This window comes from Thermaurantiacus tibetensis (assembly GCF_015354055.1).
Lineage (GTDB): Bacteria > Pseudomonadota > Alphaproteobacteria > Sphingomonadales > Sphingomonadaceae > Thermaurantiacus > Thermaurantiacus tibetensis.
Genome location: NZ_JACHTM010000001.1, coordinates 926,401 through 942,159 on the forward strand (window position 1 = coordinate 926,401; position 15,759 = coordinate 942,159).

Below are 15,759 nucleotides of genomic sequence, written 5' to 3' on the forward strand. Positions count from 1 at the left end.
CACGTGCTGCCCTTGTGGACAACTACCATGATGTTGCAAAGGCCATCCTAGAAAGTGGGCATGCCGACCTTCGCCATGCCTGGGACGAGTTCGAGGAGAGTCTGGTCGACCCGTCTGCTGCTCCACTCAGCAGCACGGTTCATGCCAACGAATTCTTCGAACCCCTGGTGGAGCAGTCGCGCGGCCTCTTCTGGTGGGCCAACATCATGGTGGCGATCGGGCTTCTCTTCACCTTTCTTGGAATCATGGCTGCGCTCGGCAATACGGCTGTCGCGATGGAAGCGGCAGGCGATGCCGCCAACATGCAGCGTGCCCTCCAGGATCTGCTGAAGGTCACGGCCGCAAAATTCATGACCTCTTTTTTTGGGATTGGCGCGTCAATTGCGCTTCGCTCAGGCGACCATAGGCTGCAAGGGAGGATCCGTCGTGAAGTTGCGCTACTGGTCGATGCGCTGGAGCGCGGACTTGTCTATCTCCCTCCGCAGCGGATCGCGGCCAAGCAACTCCGCCAGCTCGAGCAGATTGCCGAAGCTCAAACCGTCTTTGCCCAGGATCTGGCCGCGGCCATCGGAGAGAAGCTCAATGAGCAGTTCGACCCGGTGGTGTCCGTGCTCGGGAAGATCGATAGCGGCATTCGAAATCTCAAGGACGAACTCGTGGGAGGCGTCGGCGGCGCGGTCGCCAACACCCTCAACGAGACAGCCGGCAGGGAAATGCAGGCTCTCGCTGCCGCGCTGTCCGCGATGAGCGAGCGACTGGGGAACATCCCCGAGCAGATTGGCGCGAGCGCTGATGAGGCCCACGCCCGCATCGAGAATGCGGCACTCATGTTCAGCCAGGCCTCTGGCGGCATGCAGGCGGCCTTCGACGAGCTTGGCCGTCGCATCCAGCAGATGGGGGCTGAGCTTGTCGAGCAGCAGAAGGCGGCGGCCCTAGAGTTGCAGAGAAGCCTTGCCAGAGAACGGGAGGAAGTCGGCGCTGCAGGCGAGCGGAGTCGCGCCGAGGTGGAGGCGGCAACCGAGGAGCTGCGGTCGCTCGTCAGCAGCATGGGGGGCACGCTCTCCGACCTCGGCAGCAAGCTGGCTGCCCAGGCGGAGCAAGACATCCTCCGTTCGGAACAGCTCCTCGCCCGAACCCGCGAGGCCCTCGGGGATGCGGCGGCGTCGGCGTCCCAGCGCTTCGTCGATGCTGCTGCTGACGCTGCCCGTGCTGCCTCGGATGCGACATCCAAGGCCGTCGAGGATGCCCTGCGGCAGCTTTCCGAACGCATCGACACGGCGAGCCGGGCGCTGGCCAGTTCGATCGAGGCCGGGGCCACGAAGGTGCAGGCCTTCGGCGGAAGCATCGAACGTGCCTCGGCCAGCGCGGACGCACAGGCGGCAAAGCTCGCAAGCGCGGGAACCGCTGCAGAGCGCGTGGCGGGCATGCTGGACTCCACCGCGCGCGAGACCATTCCGCTCCTGACCAAGGCTGGGGATTCGCTCGGCAAGATCGCCAATCCCTTCGAGAAGGCGGCGGTTGCGATCGAGCGGGGTGTCGAGGGCGTGCGGACCGCGCTCGAGGCGCAGGGAGCGCAGCTGAGCACGCAGGTTTCGGCGTTGCGGGAGATGGCGGCCCAGTTCGAGAGGACGGCCAATGCGGCGCAAGCGGCGTGGCAGAGCTATTCCGAGCGTTTCGGGCAGGTGGACGAAAGCTTGGGGAACGTGCTCCGCGGGATGGAGGCGGCTTCACGGGAGCGCGCCGAGATGATGGTGGAGTATGCGAACAAGCTTGACACCCAACTCGCCAGCGCGGTCGCGAAGCTGGCAGCGGCAATCGACGAGCTCGCAGATATCGCAGAGTCCTTGGTTCAGGGCAAGAAATAGCTTCGATTTGACTCATCATGGCGCGCCTGCGATCAAGACGAAGGACGGCTGCCGAGGAGGATGAGGGCTATTTCGTCAGCATGTCGGACATGCTGACAGGCCTTCTCTTCGTCTTCATCATCCTTCTTATGTTCTTTGTCTTCCAGTTCAGGAAGACGACCGAGGAACTGACGGGCGCCAACGAGGCCCGGCGCGTGCTCCTTGAGACCCTCGAGCGGGAACTCAAGGCGGAGAAGGTGGATGTGGAAATCGATCCGGCGAACGGGATTCTGCGCCTGCGCGGGGTGACAATGTTCGATCTCAATGCCGAGACGCTGACTCCGGAGGGTCTGAGATCGGTCCGGATCGTGGCAGACGCGCTGGCAAGACACCTGCCCTGCTTCACCGATACACCGAGGGTCGGCCCGCATCCCTGCGCGCGGGAAGAAGCCCAGCGGGTGGAGACTCTTCTGATCGAAGGCCACACCGACAGCCAGCGTCGCGGAATCAGCCGGGATACCAACATCGACTTGTCGGCACTTCGCGCGATCAACACCTATCTGGCGATGATCGAGAAGCAACCCAAGCTGGACGAGCTCATGACCCGCAATCCGAGTGGAACACCCCAGCGGATCCTGAGCGTGAGCGGCTATGGAGCGACTCGGCCGCTGGCTGGTTTAGAGGCGCCGACGCCCGAGAACTATCAGCGAAACCGTCGGATCGACCTGCGCTTCCTGATGGCGACGCCCCAGTCTTCCGAACGAGGCGGCCGCCAGCCATGAGCCTGCGCGATGCCATTGTGGAGGTTTCAGCAAGGATCCCGGGCTGGCCGCGGCTGGCATCCGATCCCATCGCGCTTCCGCGGGCTGTCCGGAACATCAAGAATCCACTCGAAAAGGCGCAGACCATGGAATCGGAGGAGGACGCGTTCCTGGCCCGGGTGACGGGCTGCCCACCCGAGGAACTTTCGCCGCGCGATGTACGCCGGGCACTCGCCCCGGCCTGGCGCTCGCTCGATCGGAAAGGGCCGGTGTCGCTCGAGTGGGTGCAGGAGCTCACCCGAACGGCGCTTGCCCTCGAGCGTCGGGCAGCGGACCGAGCCATCATCCACGCGTGGCTTGACGTCTTCCCGAGCTGTCAAGGTCGTGAGACCCTGGCAACAGCGGCAAGGGAGGCGGCCGAGCGGCGCGACTGGCCCTTTCGCGGCGCGGGTCGCAAGTTCGCACTCTGGGATCCCGCCGAGGGTCCACGCGAACTCGGGCGAGCGCTGCTGGCGAGCGAAGACCCGGAAGCACTCCTCGAGGAAGCAGCGATGGGGCCCGGCCGACGGACATCCGGCTTCGTACAGGCCGCCCTTGCCACGGTCTGCGATGATGTCGCGGAGACGAAGGGGAAACAGGCGGAGAGCGATTGCACGGCCCTGCTTGATCTGCTTGACCGCCTTGGTCCGGACGGCATCCTCCCGGACACACAGGCCAGGGCCGTCCGCGCGCTCCTTCGGCCGTGGCGCACCGCGCCGCCCGAGCAGGGGCTCAAGGTGCGCATTCAGAAGCGGCTGGTCGCAACCGTCGGCGATCCCCGGACCCACCCTGTCCGCTGGCACGGGGTCGAGGCCGCGTTGCGGGCCCTGGGCCATGCCGAAGACGCCGACACGCTCCGGCTGATCCTCAAGCGCTGGCTTGTTGCAGCGTCGTTCGAGATCTTCTTCCGGATCATGGGGCGAACAACGGAAGATCCGGTGCAATGGCGAGCCCGCGAGACGTTCTGGCGCCCCTATCTCGAGAAGGGCCATGTGGGAGAAGCCTGGTTCATCCTTGGTTCCGAAGCCGAACGGCAGGCCAAGGCCTATCGGGAGGAACTTGCCGAGGCCGGTGGCTTCGGCCGCTTCGACGCCGGAGCCAATCCCAGCCACTCCGCGCTGCTGATGACGATCGGCGACCTCGTGATCGGCGAGTGGACGCACAATGGCAGCTGTTGCTTCTGGCAGAAGAATGCCGTTCACCGTCCCGAACTCTACCGCGCACGCTATGACGGCACCTATCTTCGCAACTCCGAGGCCATGAGGGGAGCGGCCGAGTGGCAGGCCCGGAAGCTGTGCTCGGATCCCCTGTGGGAAGCGCATGCGCATCTCGGGCAATGGCAGCGGAGGTTCGCGGAGACGATCCGCAGGCTGACCGGAATCCGGCCCTGACACGCCAGGCATGAGCATCGAGTTCGTCGCGAGCTTCACCGCAACCGGCGACGCCCGGATCCAGATGCAACAGGTGTTGCGGCCGCCTGGACTGTTCAGCAAGTCGGCGCGACGCGTGGTTCCCACTTCGGAGTGGATCGAGATTCTCGCCTCTGACGCGGCCTACCGCCTCATCGACCTCGCGGCGCGCGGGGAAGCCGAGGACCTTGGGGATTCCATCGAGCTCCCTGCAGCCAGGGTCGCAGCGCTGGAGCAGGGGCTCGCGGCAGCCATCGGGCTTCCGCCACCAGCTCCCCTCGTGTTGCGGCTGCAAGGCAGGGGGCTTATCACACAGGATAACTTTGCCATCGACATGCGATGGACGCGCACCAACGGTCTCCCCGTGATGGTCAGAGTCTGCGGTGCGCAGGTTCGGATGGAAGGACAAGAGTTTCGCCTTCCGGAGCCGCTCTTCACGCTCAGCCGCACGGCGGCTGCTATCAACGCGGCGCCAAGCCTGAGCGAGAAGCAGGCCGCCTTCGCCGAGCTGCGCCGGATGCTGGAAGGGCATGCCGACGAGGCGATCCTCGATGGCGCGCTTCAGGAGACCCGTGTCGCCTTCGCTGCACATTTCTCGCTGTCGCTTGGCTCGTCGGCTTCCGCATTCGATTTCGACCCGGTGCTGTTCGCACCGAGAGTTGGCGCTGCTGCGTCGGAAGGTGCGGTCGTCGACGAAGAGGCCGACAATCTGCTTACTCCTGCCCAGGACAAGGCCTTCCGCCGTCTGTTCCGGCAGCGCGCAGGGCGCCAGTCTTCCTACCTCCTTCCCGACGGCCTGCTGCTGTTCATCGACCCTGAGCTTGCGAAGGCGCTTCGCGTGGTTAGCGAGAAGCAGCGGGCACCGGCCGACGAGCGACGGCGCTTCGCGATTTCGCCACGCCGGGTGCTGGCCGAGGCGCTTGGCAAGAATGAAGGTGCCTTCGAGGCGGCATTCATCGAGACCGCGCAATATTCCGAGCGTGTCATTGGCATCGATCCCTGGCGCAAGCCCGTCCTGCCCTGGATCAAGCCGCGCCCCAACAGCTGGCTCCCTGAGAAGATGGGGATTGCAATCGGCGACCCGCCTAACCAGCAGCTGATGGAGATCCCGCCGGGCGAGGCAAGTCCCGCAATTCCCGCGGTCGAGGCGGCCATAGAGGGCGGAAAGCCAAGTGTGTCTCTTTTCGGGGAGGATGTACCCGCAACCCGCGCCACGCTCGAGGCCCTTCGTTCCATTGCCGAAGTGGAGGCGGAGGCGGAACGGCTGAGCAGGACCAGGGAAGACGGCGCAGAACCGCCACCACGCCTGCGCGAGAAGCTGTTCCTGCGCGTCCGCGAGAATTTCGAGGACGTCGAGTATGCGCCACTCTGCGCTCCAGTCGGCGTGGTCGCTCCGCCAGCCGAAGTTCCGGCGGCCGTTCGGACGAGCCTGAAACCGCACCAGGTCGAGGGCTTCCAATGGCTTGCGCGCGCGTGGCAGAGCAATCGGCCGGGAGTGCTGCTCGCCGATGACATGGGCCTTGGCAAGACGCTCCAGGCCCTGGCCTTCTTCGCCTGGCTCAAGCAGGTCGAAAGGGTCACAGCGCCCATTCTGGTGGTGGCCCCGACCGGGTTGCTTGCCAACTGGCAGCAGGAGATTGACCGGCATCTGGAAACCGGCGCTCTTGGCCCGGTGGTCAAGGCCTACGGCCCAAGCCTTTCCTCCTTTCGGGTACTTCAGGGTACCGACATCGAAACCGGCGCCCCCCGCCTTGGTGTCGAGGAGTGGCGCTCGGGCGGCGTGGTGCTGACGACCTACGAGACCCTCCGGGACTATCATATGAGCTTCGCGCAGGTCGGCTTTGCTGTCGTGGCATTCGACGAGGCGCAGCGGATCAAGAACCCCACGGCGCAAGTGACAAGGGCAGCCAAGGCACTGCGGTCGCGCCTTGCACTCGCACTGACCGGAACCCCAGTCGAGAACCGCCTGCACGATCTCTGGTCGATCGCCGACGTCATCCACCCGAGTTTCCTTTCGACGAGCAAGGCCTTCGAGCAGGAGTTCGGGAGCGCTGACCTCGACAAGCTGCGCGAACTCAACACGCGCCTGACCTCTCCAGCCGGGACCTGGCCCCCCTTCATGCTTCGCCGCATGAAGAGCGACCATCTTGAAGGCCTGCCGCGCAAGCGCGTGATCGAGCGCGCAAGGCCGATGCCGCCAGTCCAGGCGCAGGCCTATGCCGCTGCCGTGAACCGTGCCGTCCTCATGCGCGGAACTGCGGGGCGCGAGGGTGTTCTTCAGGCGCTCGCCCGGCTGAGATCCATTTCCCTTGCACCCACCCTGCCGAAGCCGGGCGATGGGTTCGAGAAGGACTCGGCGCGCCTTCAGGCGCTGTTCGAAATCCTCGAGGACATCCGGCAGAAGGGCGAGAAGGCGCTGATCTTCTGCGAGTCCCTGGAGTTGCAGCCACTTCTCGCGGTCGAGATCCGCAGACGCTTTCGGCTCTTGAACCCGGTCTCCTGCATCTCCGGCGATGTCGGAGGCGATCAGCGGCAGGAGCTTGTCAACCGCTTCCAGTCCCGCCCGCCGGGATTTGACGTGATGATCCTGTCGCCGCGCGCCGGTGGGGTTGGCCTTACGCTGACTGCTGCAAACCATGTCATCCATCTCTCGCGCTGGTGGAACCCGGCAGTTGAGGACCAGGCGACCGACCGGGTCTACCGGATCGGGCAGGAGCGCGAGGTGACGGTCTGGCTGCCGATCGCGGAGCACCCCGTCTATGGCGAGGCGAGCTTCGACCGAAAGCTGGATGCGCTTCTGAAGCGCAAGCGCGACCTCGCCCAGGGCCTGCTGATCGAGCCCGAGTCGCCGGCTGATCCGGAGCAGTTGCTGGACGATCTGCTCGTGGAAGCGGAATTGGAGCCAGAGGAGCAGCCGGAGGCGACAACTACGCAGGGCCCGCCGCCGGCATCGCCCGCCGCCCCAGCCTCACCTCCAGCTCCGCAACTGCCGGGGCGAACCAACCATCGCGTCAAGAAGCGGCCCGGTGGAGATATTCCCTGGCAGCTGTTCGTCGAGCCGCTTCAGGCCAGTAGCGTTCGGAGGCTGGACATCGTCGACCCTTATGCCGCGGGTTCGCGGGCCAGTTGTCAGGCTGTTGCACAGTTTCTTGCGGGCCTGCGCGAAAGGCGGGTCAGCATCGATGCCGTCGATCTCACCTGTTTCGACAATGCCAGCCTGCCGGACGCGCGGTTCGGAAGCGATCGCGAGCAGCGCGAAACCCTGATGCGGGCCCTTCGGCAGTGCCGGCTGGAAGACCTGCGCGTCTATCCCCGGTTCGTCTCGAGGCGCGAACGGCCCTTGCACGACCGTTCGGTGACGGCCCGGCTGGATGATGGCACCGTCATTCTCTGGGACCTCGGCGGGGGGATCGACTATCTCTTCGATGCACGGCGCGAATGCACGGTTGCCCGGTGGATCAATCCGACGGACGGGATCTGATCGTCAGCCTTGCCGACTGAAACGAATATCGGATCCTTGAGCTGTGAGCTGGCACAGGTCAGCCCGTTGGCCAGCAGCCACGGGATGTTGGCCACATGCGTGATACGGAACAGCAATCCGCGTTGGGGCGTCAGGTTCAGCGCCAACTCGTCAATCCTGCCAGGCTGCGGTGATCACATAGCCATCGTTGGAGACGATGAGGTAGGCCCGCCGATAGCGTTCGAAGTGGCGCGCTTCGCGTCCGAGCCGCTTCGCGAAGCGGGCCCATCCCCGCCGGCCGAAGACGATCCGCTCGGCATTGCCAGGGGCCGGGTGCCGATCGCCATAGTCGAGCAGGGCCTCGATGATGAACTCGGGGATGCTCCGCTCTCGGCTTCGGCGAACCGCGTGGGCGGTGAGAGGGAGCGGCATGGCGCGGCGATCGGCGATCTTGTTGGTTGCAGGGCCGATCATTGGCCCTCCCCTTCCAGGAGGATGTCGAGCCCGGCCTCGGCCCACTTCCGGTCCGCCTCGCGCTTGGCTTCGGCATATCGGGCCTTCAGCCAGTCCAGCCTTTCGCCAGCCCGGTCATCCGCGCGCAGCTCCGCCGGGATGTCATGAAACCCGATCCATCCCACCGAAAGGCCGTGGATCGCATCCTCGTCCCCCTGGCAAAAGGCTGACAGGTCCGAGGAGCAGATCGTGTAGTCCGGCGTGCGGAAGCCGTCCCAGTCGTGGACGCCATCCTGCTCCCTCTCTTCGGGTGCCGTGATGGCAGCAAGCTGGGTGTTCAGGAAATGCACGAACGGATTCTCGCCATCCTCGCGCGTCAGGTCGAGCGAGAGCAGGTCCCTCTTGCGGATGGCTTCATCCTCCGCGTTCAGCAGGTCATCGAGTTCCACGCTGTTCGAGGCCACCGGTCCCAGGTGGGGCAGCTTCCCGTTCGCATCATCCAGCGCCCGGAACATGGCGAACACCTCGTCGAGCGCTTCGCGCCGCGCCTTGAGCGACAGGCCTGCCAGGATGTGGAACATCAGTGGCGCGAGTTCGAGAATGTGCGCAGCAGGCACCCGATAACGGCGCGCCACGAACGCGAGGGCATTCCGGTTCTGGACCGTCATCCGGTATCCCGTCGACACGCGCCGCGGTTCCCAGACGGTGTGGTGCTCGCCATTCTCGATCGGGGCCTTGCCGGCCAGCTGCTCGGGCGTGAGTTCGAGGGCTTTGGCAAGGCGGGTCACGGTCGTCTCGTTCGGCCGGCCCGCTTTGCCCTGCTCGATCTTGTGGATCTGGCTCTTGGAAAGCGCGGCCTTCCTGGCCAGCTTCTCGAGCGACAGGCCCATCTGCGTCCGCCGGGCCCTCAGGATGTTCGGGTCGATCATGGACTCAGCTCTCCGATTGGGATGATGCCCGGATACTGGCATGGAGAGTTGCCATGTTCCATACCGTTTATCGTGTCTGTGGTATGGAGTGATGCCTGTTTATGTCCACTCGGATTGGCGCCGGCCTGGGGCGGCGTCCTTTCGCACGTACCGGCCTTGCCGGAATGAGGCACTTCCAGTCGCGCCGGGGGCGGGACGCGTCCGCCTTTTCGTCTCCTCCCCCTCCCACCGAGTACGAATCACGGTCGCCTGGCGGCGTTCAGTCCCCGAAGACCTGGGCGGAGAGGCTGGCGGCGAGCTGGCCGGCGCTGGATTCGGCGGCGTCGAGCCGGCGGGCGAGCGCTTCGATCCGCGCCACCTGCTCCGCAAAGGCCTTCTGGAGGGGGAGCGGTGGGAGGCCGAATGTAAAGGCAGCGACCTCCTTCGTATTGATATTGTGCTGGATGGCAGAGGCCCGGCTACGTTGAAGAAGCCGACGTTTGCCGCCTTCGGTATTCATAAGCGCATGCAGCCACAGCGGAGAGATTCTATCCGGATCTAAGCGTATTCGCATCACGTGGCTGTCGTAGGCCCAACGCTCGTTACCCGGATAAACCACTGCGCATTTCCCTAGATGCGCCTCTGATCCAATCGCCCGCGCAAGCACGATGTCACCGTCTTGAAGGGCGTGCCTGTCTAGATTCTCTGGCGCAAGTTCGACAAATTTGCGATCAGTACAGTCAATTCGCCCCGCCTTGATGTTGGCAACCCGGATGTCAAGCCAACCTGTCTCATTGGCATTTGGTCTAATCATTGAGCCATAGCTTAAGGGGGCGCCAAGAACTGCGCCGAGTGTCACGTCTGGCCAGCCTTTGGGGTTGGTGGCGGGGTCGCCGAAGGTTTCGAGGAAGAGGGCGGGGATGAGGGCGCGGGCGCGCGCGCGGGCAGCCTCGATGCGGCGGCGCAGGCTCGCCGCCCGGTCGAGTATCGCCACGATCCGCCGCTGCTCCTCCAGCGGCGGGAGAGGGATCGGAAGCCGCTTCAAAGTTGACTTGTTGATTTCCTTGAATGTCGCGCCCGACGCCAGTTCAACCAGCCGGTCACGGGACCATTCCAGCCAGTAGGCCAGATACTCCGGCCAAATGTGGGGTCCGCACACTAGGTTAGCGAAGCCTTGGTTTGTGGTAACCGGCACCGTGTTTATGGCTGTGAAGCCGATCGTGGCCCGCGTGGTGAGAAGCACCGAGCGCGGCGGGATCAGCTTGGCACTACTGTTCTTTAACCCGAGTTCCGAGATTGCTTCGGCCCCGCGATCGAGGTAGCGCGCACAACCCTTAGTGACGTCGGTCGGCGTAATCCAAGGGATGTCGCCGCCAAAGTATTCAGGCCTCTCGCGCGACGGGGTGCCGCCGCCAATAATATCGCATAGCTCGCCCAAACGATGCAGCGGCCACCTGGTCACGCCTCGGCGCGCTCCGAAAGGTCCAGCTCCAGCGCCTCAAGCTCGGCCATCACTTCAGCGAGCTCCTCCTTGAGCTCGGCCAGAAGCTCGGCCGGCGGGCGGTGCTCGGCGGCTTCCCGCGCCTGCGGGCGGTAGCGGCTGGCCGAAAGATTCCACCCCTCCGCCTCGATCGCCGCCACATCGGCGAACCACCATTTCTCGGCCCAGGGTGCCGCCGGGTCGCGCCGCTGCCAGTCGGCCCAGAGCTCCTCGCGGCTGTTGAAGGCGGCGATGAGGCCGGGGAGATCGTCGGCCTCGATCGGCTGGTCGTGGTTCGCGTCCAGCCTGAAGCCGTCATTGTCAGCGTGAAGGAACATCACCCGCTCCGTCCGCCCGCCGCGGGCGAAGACGAGCACGCTTGTCTTGACGCCCGAATAGGGCTGGAAGACGCCGCCGGGAAGCGAGAGCACGGCTTCCACCCGGTTGTTCTGAAGGAGGATGCGGCGGATTTCCCGGTGCGCGCCGGTCGAGCCGAAGAGCACGCCCTCGGGCACGATGAGGCCGCACCGCCCCCCGGGTTTCAGATTGTCGAGCATGTATTTCAGGAACAGGATCTCGGTCGCGGTCGTGGTGCCGACCTTCACGTCATCGACGATCCGGTCGCGGTCCACCCGGCCCGAGAAGGGCGGGTTGGCAAGGATCACGTCATGGCCATCCAGCGGCAGGCCGAGCGCTGCCTTGCCGGCGCGGTCGAGGCTTGTGGTCAGCACGTTGCGCTTCAGGATCCGGACATCGGGAAGGCCCCGGAGCGCGAGGTTCATGGAGGCGAGGCTCACCATCTTCGGGTCGACATCATTGCCGTAGAAGGTGGCGGTGCGCAGCTTCCGCCACTGCGCATCCGACAGCCGATCCCCCAGGCCGCGTTCGAAGCGCTTGCCATCGAACTCCGCCTCCACCCGGCCAGCAGCAGAGGAATTGGCGAGGCGGATATGCTCATAGGCCGCAACCAGGAAGCCGGCGGTGCCTGCGGCCGGGTCGTAGACGGTCTCGCCGATCTTGGGGTCGACGAGCTGGACGATGGCGCGGATGATGTGGCGGGGCGTGCGGAACTGGCCAAGCTCGCCGGCCTGCTTGATCTGGCGGAGCACATGCTCGAACAGGTCCCCCTTGGTGTCGGGGTCGGCCTGGTCGAGGCCGAGGCCGTTCACCAGGGTGACGACCTGGGTCAGCACCGTCGGCTCGTCGATCGCAAGCCTTGCCTGCCCCATGAAGCCGAGGCCGAGCCGGTCGCCGAGGCTCGCGAAGAAGGGAAAGACCTCGTCGCGCAGGAAGGAGACGAGGCGTTCGCCCGAAAGCGCGTGCGCCCAGGAGGACCAGCGCATGCGCTCGGCAGGGATGGTTTCCACACCCTTCGCGGGCGCGTTCAGCGGGTTGCGGATGGTCCAGTCGCCAGCGAAGATGCTGGTGTAGGGCTGGCCAGTGGCGCGCGCCTGGCGCAGGTTCGCGGCATCGATCCCTTCGACCATGTAGAAGAAGAAGAGGAAGGAGAGCTGTTCGGCATTGCCGAGCGGGTCGGGATAGCCGCCGCCATAGAGATAGTCGCGGATCTGGTCGACCTTGCGGCGCATCTCAGGCGTGAAGGGCATCAGGCAGCTCCGGTTGCGTGGGGGCGATCGTGGTTGGGCACCTAGTCGGCCTGCCGGGCGGCCATATAGGTTTTCCACAGGTTCTCGATGATGCTGTCGGGAACACGGGCTTTGCGCATGGCCTGTTCCAACCTGCTGACAAACTCCTCTGACTGCACGGACTCGGGGGCGATATCCTTGATGACCACCTTTGTCTCGGGCTCGTCGAAGCAAGTTGCATCGTCCACCAGTTGCGCAGCGATCCAGGCAAGTTCCGCTTCCAGTTCGGCATCCGATGGCCGGCCCCAGCGCATTCGTTCCGGAGGGGGGCTGGCCAGCCACCGCGGCCTGAACTCGGCAATCACCTGCTGCACGATCTCAGCCTTTCGCGCATCCATCGCATTCTGCAGTGCGGACCGGTAGCGATTGAGATTGGTCTTCAATCGCTCGACACCCTTCTCGAAAGCGTCCTGATGTTGGCGCAGGATGATGCGGCCGTAGCCCTTGACCTCGAAGGTCCAGTTCTCGAGACTCTGGCGCTGCTGGTTCAGCCATTTCTCATCGATACGGACTTCCCGCTCGCGTCCGTCCGGATGGACGACATTGACGGGCAGCCGGAGGTCGAAATCCGCGAACGGCTTGAAGCGGCCCTCCACGCGCTTCCTCAGCTTCTCATCGATTATCCCGAGAAGTTCCTCGGGCCAAGGCACCGAGCGCGAAGCAAAGCGGCTGTTCCTGACCTCCAGCTCGACGTAGCGGGCCTGACTGCTGAAGACCCGGACAGCACGCGCCAGGTCGAACTTCTGCGGCGGGTTGCGCCGGAGATCGTTCGCGACCTCCTCGGCCTTCTCGGGCGTCAGTCCGACCTTGCCAACCTCAGGCGGGCCGTCGCCGGCTCCGACGGCTTCGGCCAGCTTCTGAGCCGCTGCTGTTCCGCCCAGGCGGATCGCATTCGGCTTCTGTCGCGACGTTGAGCCCGCCTCGACCAGCCTTGGCGTCGGCGACCAGACGATCATGGCCTCGTCGGTCACAAGCACGCCAATCCGAATTCCTTCCTGCTGACGGACCGCCAGGCCATGGGCAAGCATGCGATCGCGGATAAGGGCGAGCGCCGCCACATCTCCGAAGCCAAGCCGATAAACCTCCGGGTCGGCATCGAGAATGAGTTCAATCAAGGGTGACTGTGGTTCATCCAGCCGACCAACCAGGGCCTGTGCCACGCTCGCGGTCAGCGCCGGGGCCACCATCAGGATTCGGTGACGGGCGCCCGCGATCATTTGTGCCAGCACCTCATCGCTCGCGACATCAAAGAGGTTCTGGCCGGGATTTGGTTCCAGATTGTCGCCCATGTGCCCCCCCGATTTCCGTTCGCATACCTATAGAGGTTTGTGTTTTCTGTCAGGCTCTTCGGAGTGTTTCGACCCGATATCGCTGGATTGGAACAGGGCGTCGTTCATGGCAGCAAGCATCGCCTCCAGCTGCGCCTCGCCGCCGAAGACGGCAAGGGCGCGGGCATAGCCGCCGTTCAGTTGCAGCGAGCCATGATCGAACCGCCAGCTGTCGAACCGGTCGATGGTGGCGGCGTTGGCGAGGATCAGCTCCTTCACGAGATCGAGAAGGCGGGTCTGGTCGGAGTTGAACGGGGTGCCGGCGCGCCAGGCCTCGAAGGCGGCGCCAAGCTGTTCGGCGCGGCCATGCTCGGCATCCATGAAGGGGCGGCCATCGGCATCGACCGTCACCCATTCGCGCGTGGTGGGGTCGATCTCGTCGTGGATGTCGAGCGTGAGGAGCCGGCGGGGCGTGGGCTGGGGTGCGACCGGCGGGCGGACGACGATGACCCCGCCCTCCCCGGGCTGTTCGTCGTCGCCGTGCCAGAGGGTGACGCCGGTGAAGTCGAACATGGTGAAGCGGGTCTTGCCCTCGGCCAAGCGCGACCCGCGGCCGCGCATCTGCTGGTAGAGGATGCGGCTTTTGGTGAAGCGGGCGAGGACGAGATTGCGGACTTCGGGCGCGTCAAAGCCGGTGTCGAGCATGTTCACGCTGACGAGGATCTGGGGGAACTCTTCCTTCTTGAAGCGCTTGATGATGGTGGGGCCATCGACGCTGTCGTCGGCGCCAAGGCCAGAGACGACGAAATCGGCGTAGCGGGTGGTGGGCGAGGGTTTCCGGTCGGCGAAGGCGTCGTCGAACAGGCGGGCGAGCGTTTCGGCATGGCGCTTGGTGACGGCGAAGACGATAGTCTTGCCCCAGTCAGGCGCGCGGCGCACGCCATCGGGGCCCAAGTAGCCCTCTTCCATCACCTGGCGGAACTCGCGCACCATTGCACGGTTGCGCTCGGGGATGGTGAAGCGGCGCTCGAGCGCGAGCGGATCGACAAGGATGGGATCCTGATCGGCGAAGAGGGCTTCAAGCTCGGCGCGCGTGGCGTCGTCGGGCGCGTCCCAGTCGATCTCGTGCCGGTAGACCTGGAAGCCCTGCGCGGCGGCGGTCTTGGCGGTCATGGCGCGGTAGATCTCGTAAGGCACGAGATAGCCGTCCTCGATCGCCTCGCGCATCGTGTAGCTGTAGGTGGGCTTTTCGACCTCGAAGAAACGCAGCGTGTCGCGGATGGCGACCTTGTCCTCCTCGTCCACGTCGGCGGCATTCTCCATCACGCAGGGCGTTGCAGTCAGGCCGATCTTCACCCCATCGAAATGGTCGAGCGCGCGCCGCCACTTGCCGTAGATGCTGCGATGGCACTCGTCGATGAAGATGAGGTCGAAATAGCCCGAGGTGTAGTTCTCATACTCGTTCACCAGAGTCTGCAGGGTGACGATGGTGACACGCTTTTCGTCCTGGAAGCGCTGGCCGACCCGCGGGACGCGATAGGTGGGAAGGTGCGGCAGATGCTCGGCGAAGGCATCCTCGGCCTGGATGGCGAGTGTGTTGCGGTCAACGACGAAGAGGACCCGGCTGACCCAGCTGGCATCGAAGCAGCGCTTGATGAGGGCTGCGGCCGTGCGCGTCTTGCCGGTGCCGGTTGCCATCTCGACGAGGAGCTTGCGGCGGCCGAGTTCCATCTCGCGGCAGAGCACCTCGATGCAGGCCTGCTGATAGCCGCGGCCGGCGATGCGCGTGTCGATGGCGATGGTCGAAGGCGGCACGCGGACGGTGCGTATCGCCATGCGGCGGATGAGATCGTCCTGGCTGAAGACGGTTGCGACCTTGCGGAAATGGGCATCCCGGTCGCGATCGCGGAACCAGACCTCCTCGCCGTTGGCGAGGAAGATGAAAGGTACGCCGAGCGCTTCGGCGTAGCGAAGGCCCTGGGTCTCGCCGCTTGAAAGCGACACGCTGGTGCGCTTGGCCTCAAGGACGGCAAGGGCGCGGCCCTGGCGATCGAAAAGCACATAATCGGCCTTGCCGGCTTCTTTCAGCGGATATTCGAAGCGGACGCTGGTGCCATCCGTGAGCGCCCAGCCGGCATCCTTCAGGACCTGATCGATGCGGACCCGGGCAAAGGCTTCATTCGGCACGGATTGTGTCTAGCCCGTTGCGCGCCGGGCGGTCCAGCGACAGGTGGGCAGAGGTGGGCGCGTCCGAAGGGGCTTGTTCTGACGCCGGCTCGCGTGGTGATCTCTTGGTGAATTTCCTTCCCACTGCGCGTGGGCGGCACCCCCGTTCGGCAAAGCTCACCTCCACAATCTCCACGCGCCCCACGCCGCGACCAGCGCCGGGTGGTGCCTGTGGCTGGTGATGGGGGAGAAGCTGGTCCAGCCCTGGGAGGTGAGCTTTCGGGCGAAGACGAGGGCGTGGACGTGGGGCGGGGGCGGGTTCCGC

The 15,759-nt window shown here is 65.1% G+C and carries 10 protein-coding genes; 4 read left to right on the forward strand and 6 right to left on the reverse strand.

Annotated elements, in window-relative coordinates; all coding sequences use genetic code 11:
* Positions 1–14 precede the first annotated feature (14 nt).
* The 4 genes from H3H34_RS04565 to H3H34_RS04580 are packed head-to-tail and all read left to right on the forward strand — an operon-like array spanning position 15 to position 7,534.
* Positions 15–1,865, forward strand: a complete 1,851-nt coding sequence (locus H3H34_RS04565) for a hypothetical protein (protein ID WP_194744017.1) — start codon at positions 15–17, stop codon at positions 1,863–1,865.
* Positions 1,866–1,882: 17 nt separating this feature from the next.
* Positions 1,883–2,626, forward strand: a complete 744-nt coding sequence (locus H3H34_RS04570; RefSeq protein WP_194744018.1) for an OmpA/MotB family protein — start codon at positions 1,883–1,885, stop codon at positions 2,624–2,626.
* A complete protein-coding gene (locus tag H3H34_RS04575; protein ID WP_194744019.1) occupies positions 2,623–4,035 on the forward strand; it encodes an EH signature domain-containing protein in 1,413 nt (470 codons plus the stop codon). The genes H3H34_RS04570 and H3H34_RS04575 overlap by 4 nt, the downstream gene beginning before the upstream one ends.
* Positions 4,036–4,045: 10 nt before the next feature.
* Positions 4,046–7,534: a DEAD/DEAH box helicase gene (locus tag H3H34_RS04580; RefSeq protein WP_194744020.1), complete on the forward strand. Its 3,489-nt coding sequence runs from the start codon at positions 4,046–4,048 to the stop codon at positions 7,532–7,534.
* Positions 7,535–7,684: 150 nt separating this feature from the next.
* On the opposite strand, the gene H3H34_RS04585 is transcribed toward H3H34_RS04580, so the two are convergent.
* The 6 genes from H3H34_RS04585 to H3H34_RS04610 form a co-directional block, all read right to left on the reverse strand.
* Positions 7,685–7,987, reverse strand: a complete 303-nt coding sequence (locus tag H3H34_RS04585) for a DUF4258 domain-containing protein (RefSeq protein ID WP_194744021.1) — start codon at positions 7,985–7,987, stop codon at positions 7,685–7,687.
* A complete protein-coding gene (locus tag H3H34_RS04590; protein WP_194751855.1) occupies positions 7,984–8,895 on the reverse strand; it encodes a helix-turn-helix domain-containing protein in 912 nt (303 codons plus the stop codon). Before H3H34_RS04590 ends, H3H34_RS04585 begins: the two co-directional genes overlap by 4 nt.
* Positions 8,896–9,154: 259 nt before the next feature.
* Positions 9,155–10,336, reverse strand: coding sequence for a restriction endonuclease subunit S (locus H3H34_RS04595; protein WP_194744023.1), 1,182 nt, complete (start codon positions 10,334–10,336; stop codon positions 9,155–9,157).
* Positions 10,333–11,961 (reverse strand): HsdM family class I SAM-dependent methyltransferase, encoded by a 1,629-nt coding sequence (locus tag H3H34_RS04600; RefSeq protein WP_194744024.1) that lies wholly within the window; start codon positions 11,959–11,961, stop codon positions 10,333–10,335. The genes H3H34_RS04595 and H3H34_RS04600 overlap by 4 nt, the downstream gene beginning before the upstream one ends.
* Before the next feature lie 41 nt (positions 11,962–12,002).
* Positions 12,003–13,289, reverse strand: coding sequence for a phospholipase D-like domain-containing protein (locus tag H3H34_RS04605; RefSeq protein ID WP_194744025.1), 1,287 nt, complete (start codon positions 13,287–13,289; stop codon positions 12,003–12,005).
* Between the two features lie 27 nt (positions 13,290–13,316).
* Positions 13,317–15,455, reverse strand: coding sequence for a DEAD/DEAH box helicase family protein (locus H3H34_RS04610; protein ID WP_194744026.1), 2,139 nt, complete (start codon positions 15,453–15,455; stop codon positions 13,317–13,319).
* Between the last annotated feature and the right edge of the window lie 304 nt (positions 15,456–15,759).

Bases quoted from the DNA above. Each gene is read 5' to 3' on its own strand.
- H3H34_RS04570 (WP_194744018.1), top strand. From the start codon at position 1,883: ATGGCGCGCCTGCGATCAAGACGAAGGACGGCTGCCGAGGAGGATGAG.
- H3H34_RS04585 (WP_194744021.1), bottom strand. From the start codon at position 7,987: ATGATCGGCCCTGCAACCAACAAGATCGCCGATCGCCGCGCCATGCCG.
- H3H34_RS04600 (WP_194744024.1), bottom strand. From the start codon at position 11,961: ATGCCCTTCACGCCTGAGATGCGCCGCAAGGTCGACCAGATCCGCGAC.
- H3H34_RS04590 (WP_194751855.1), bottom strand. From the start codon at position 8,895: ATGATCGACCCGAACATCCTGAGGGCCCGGCGGACGCAGATGGGCCTG.
- H3H34_RS04575 (WP_194744019.1), top strand. From the start codon at position 2,623: ATGAGCCTGCGCGATGCCATTGTGGAGGTTTCAGCAAGGATCCCGGGC.
- H3H34_RS04605 (WP_194744025.1), bottom strand. From the start codon at position 13,289: ATGGGCGACAATCTGGAACCAAATCCCGGCCAGAACCTCTTTGATGTC.
- H3H34_RS04580 (WP_194744020.1), top strand. From the start codon at position 4,046: ATGAGCATCGAGTTCGTCGCGAGCTTCACCGCAACCGGCGACGCCCGG.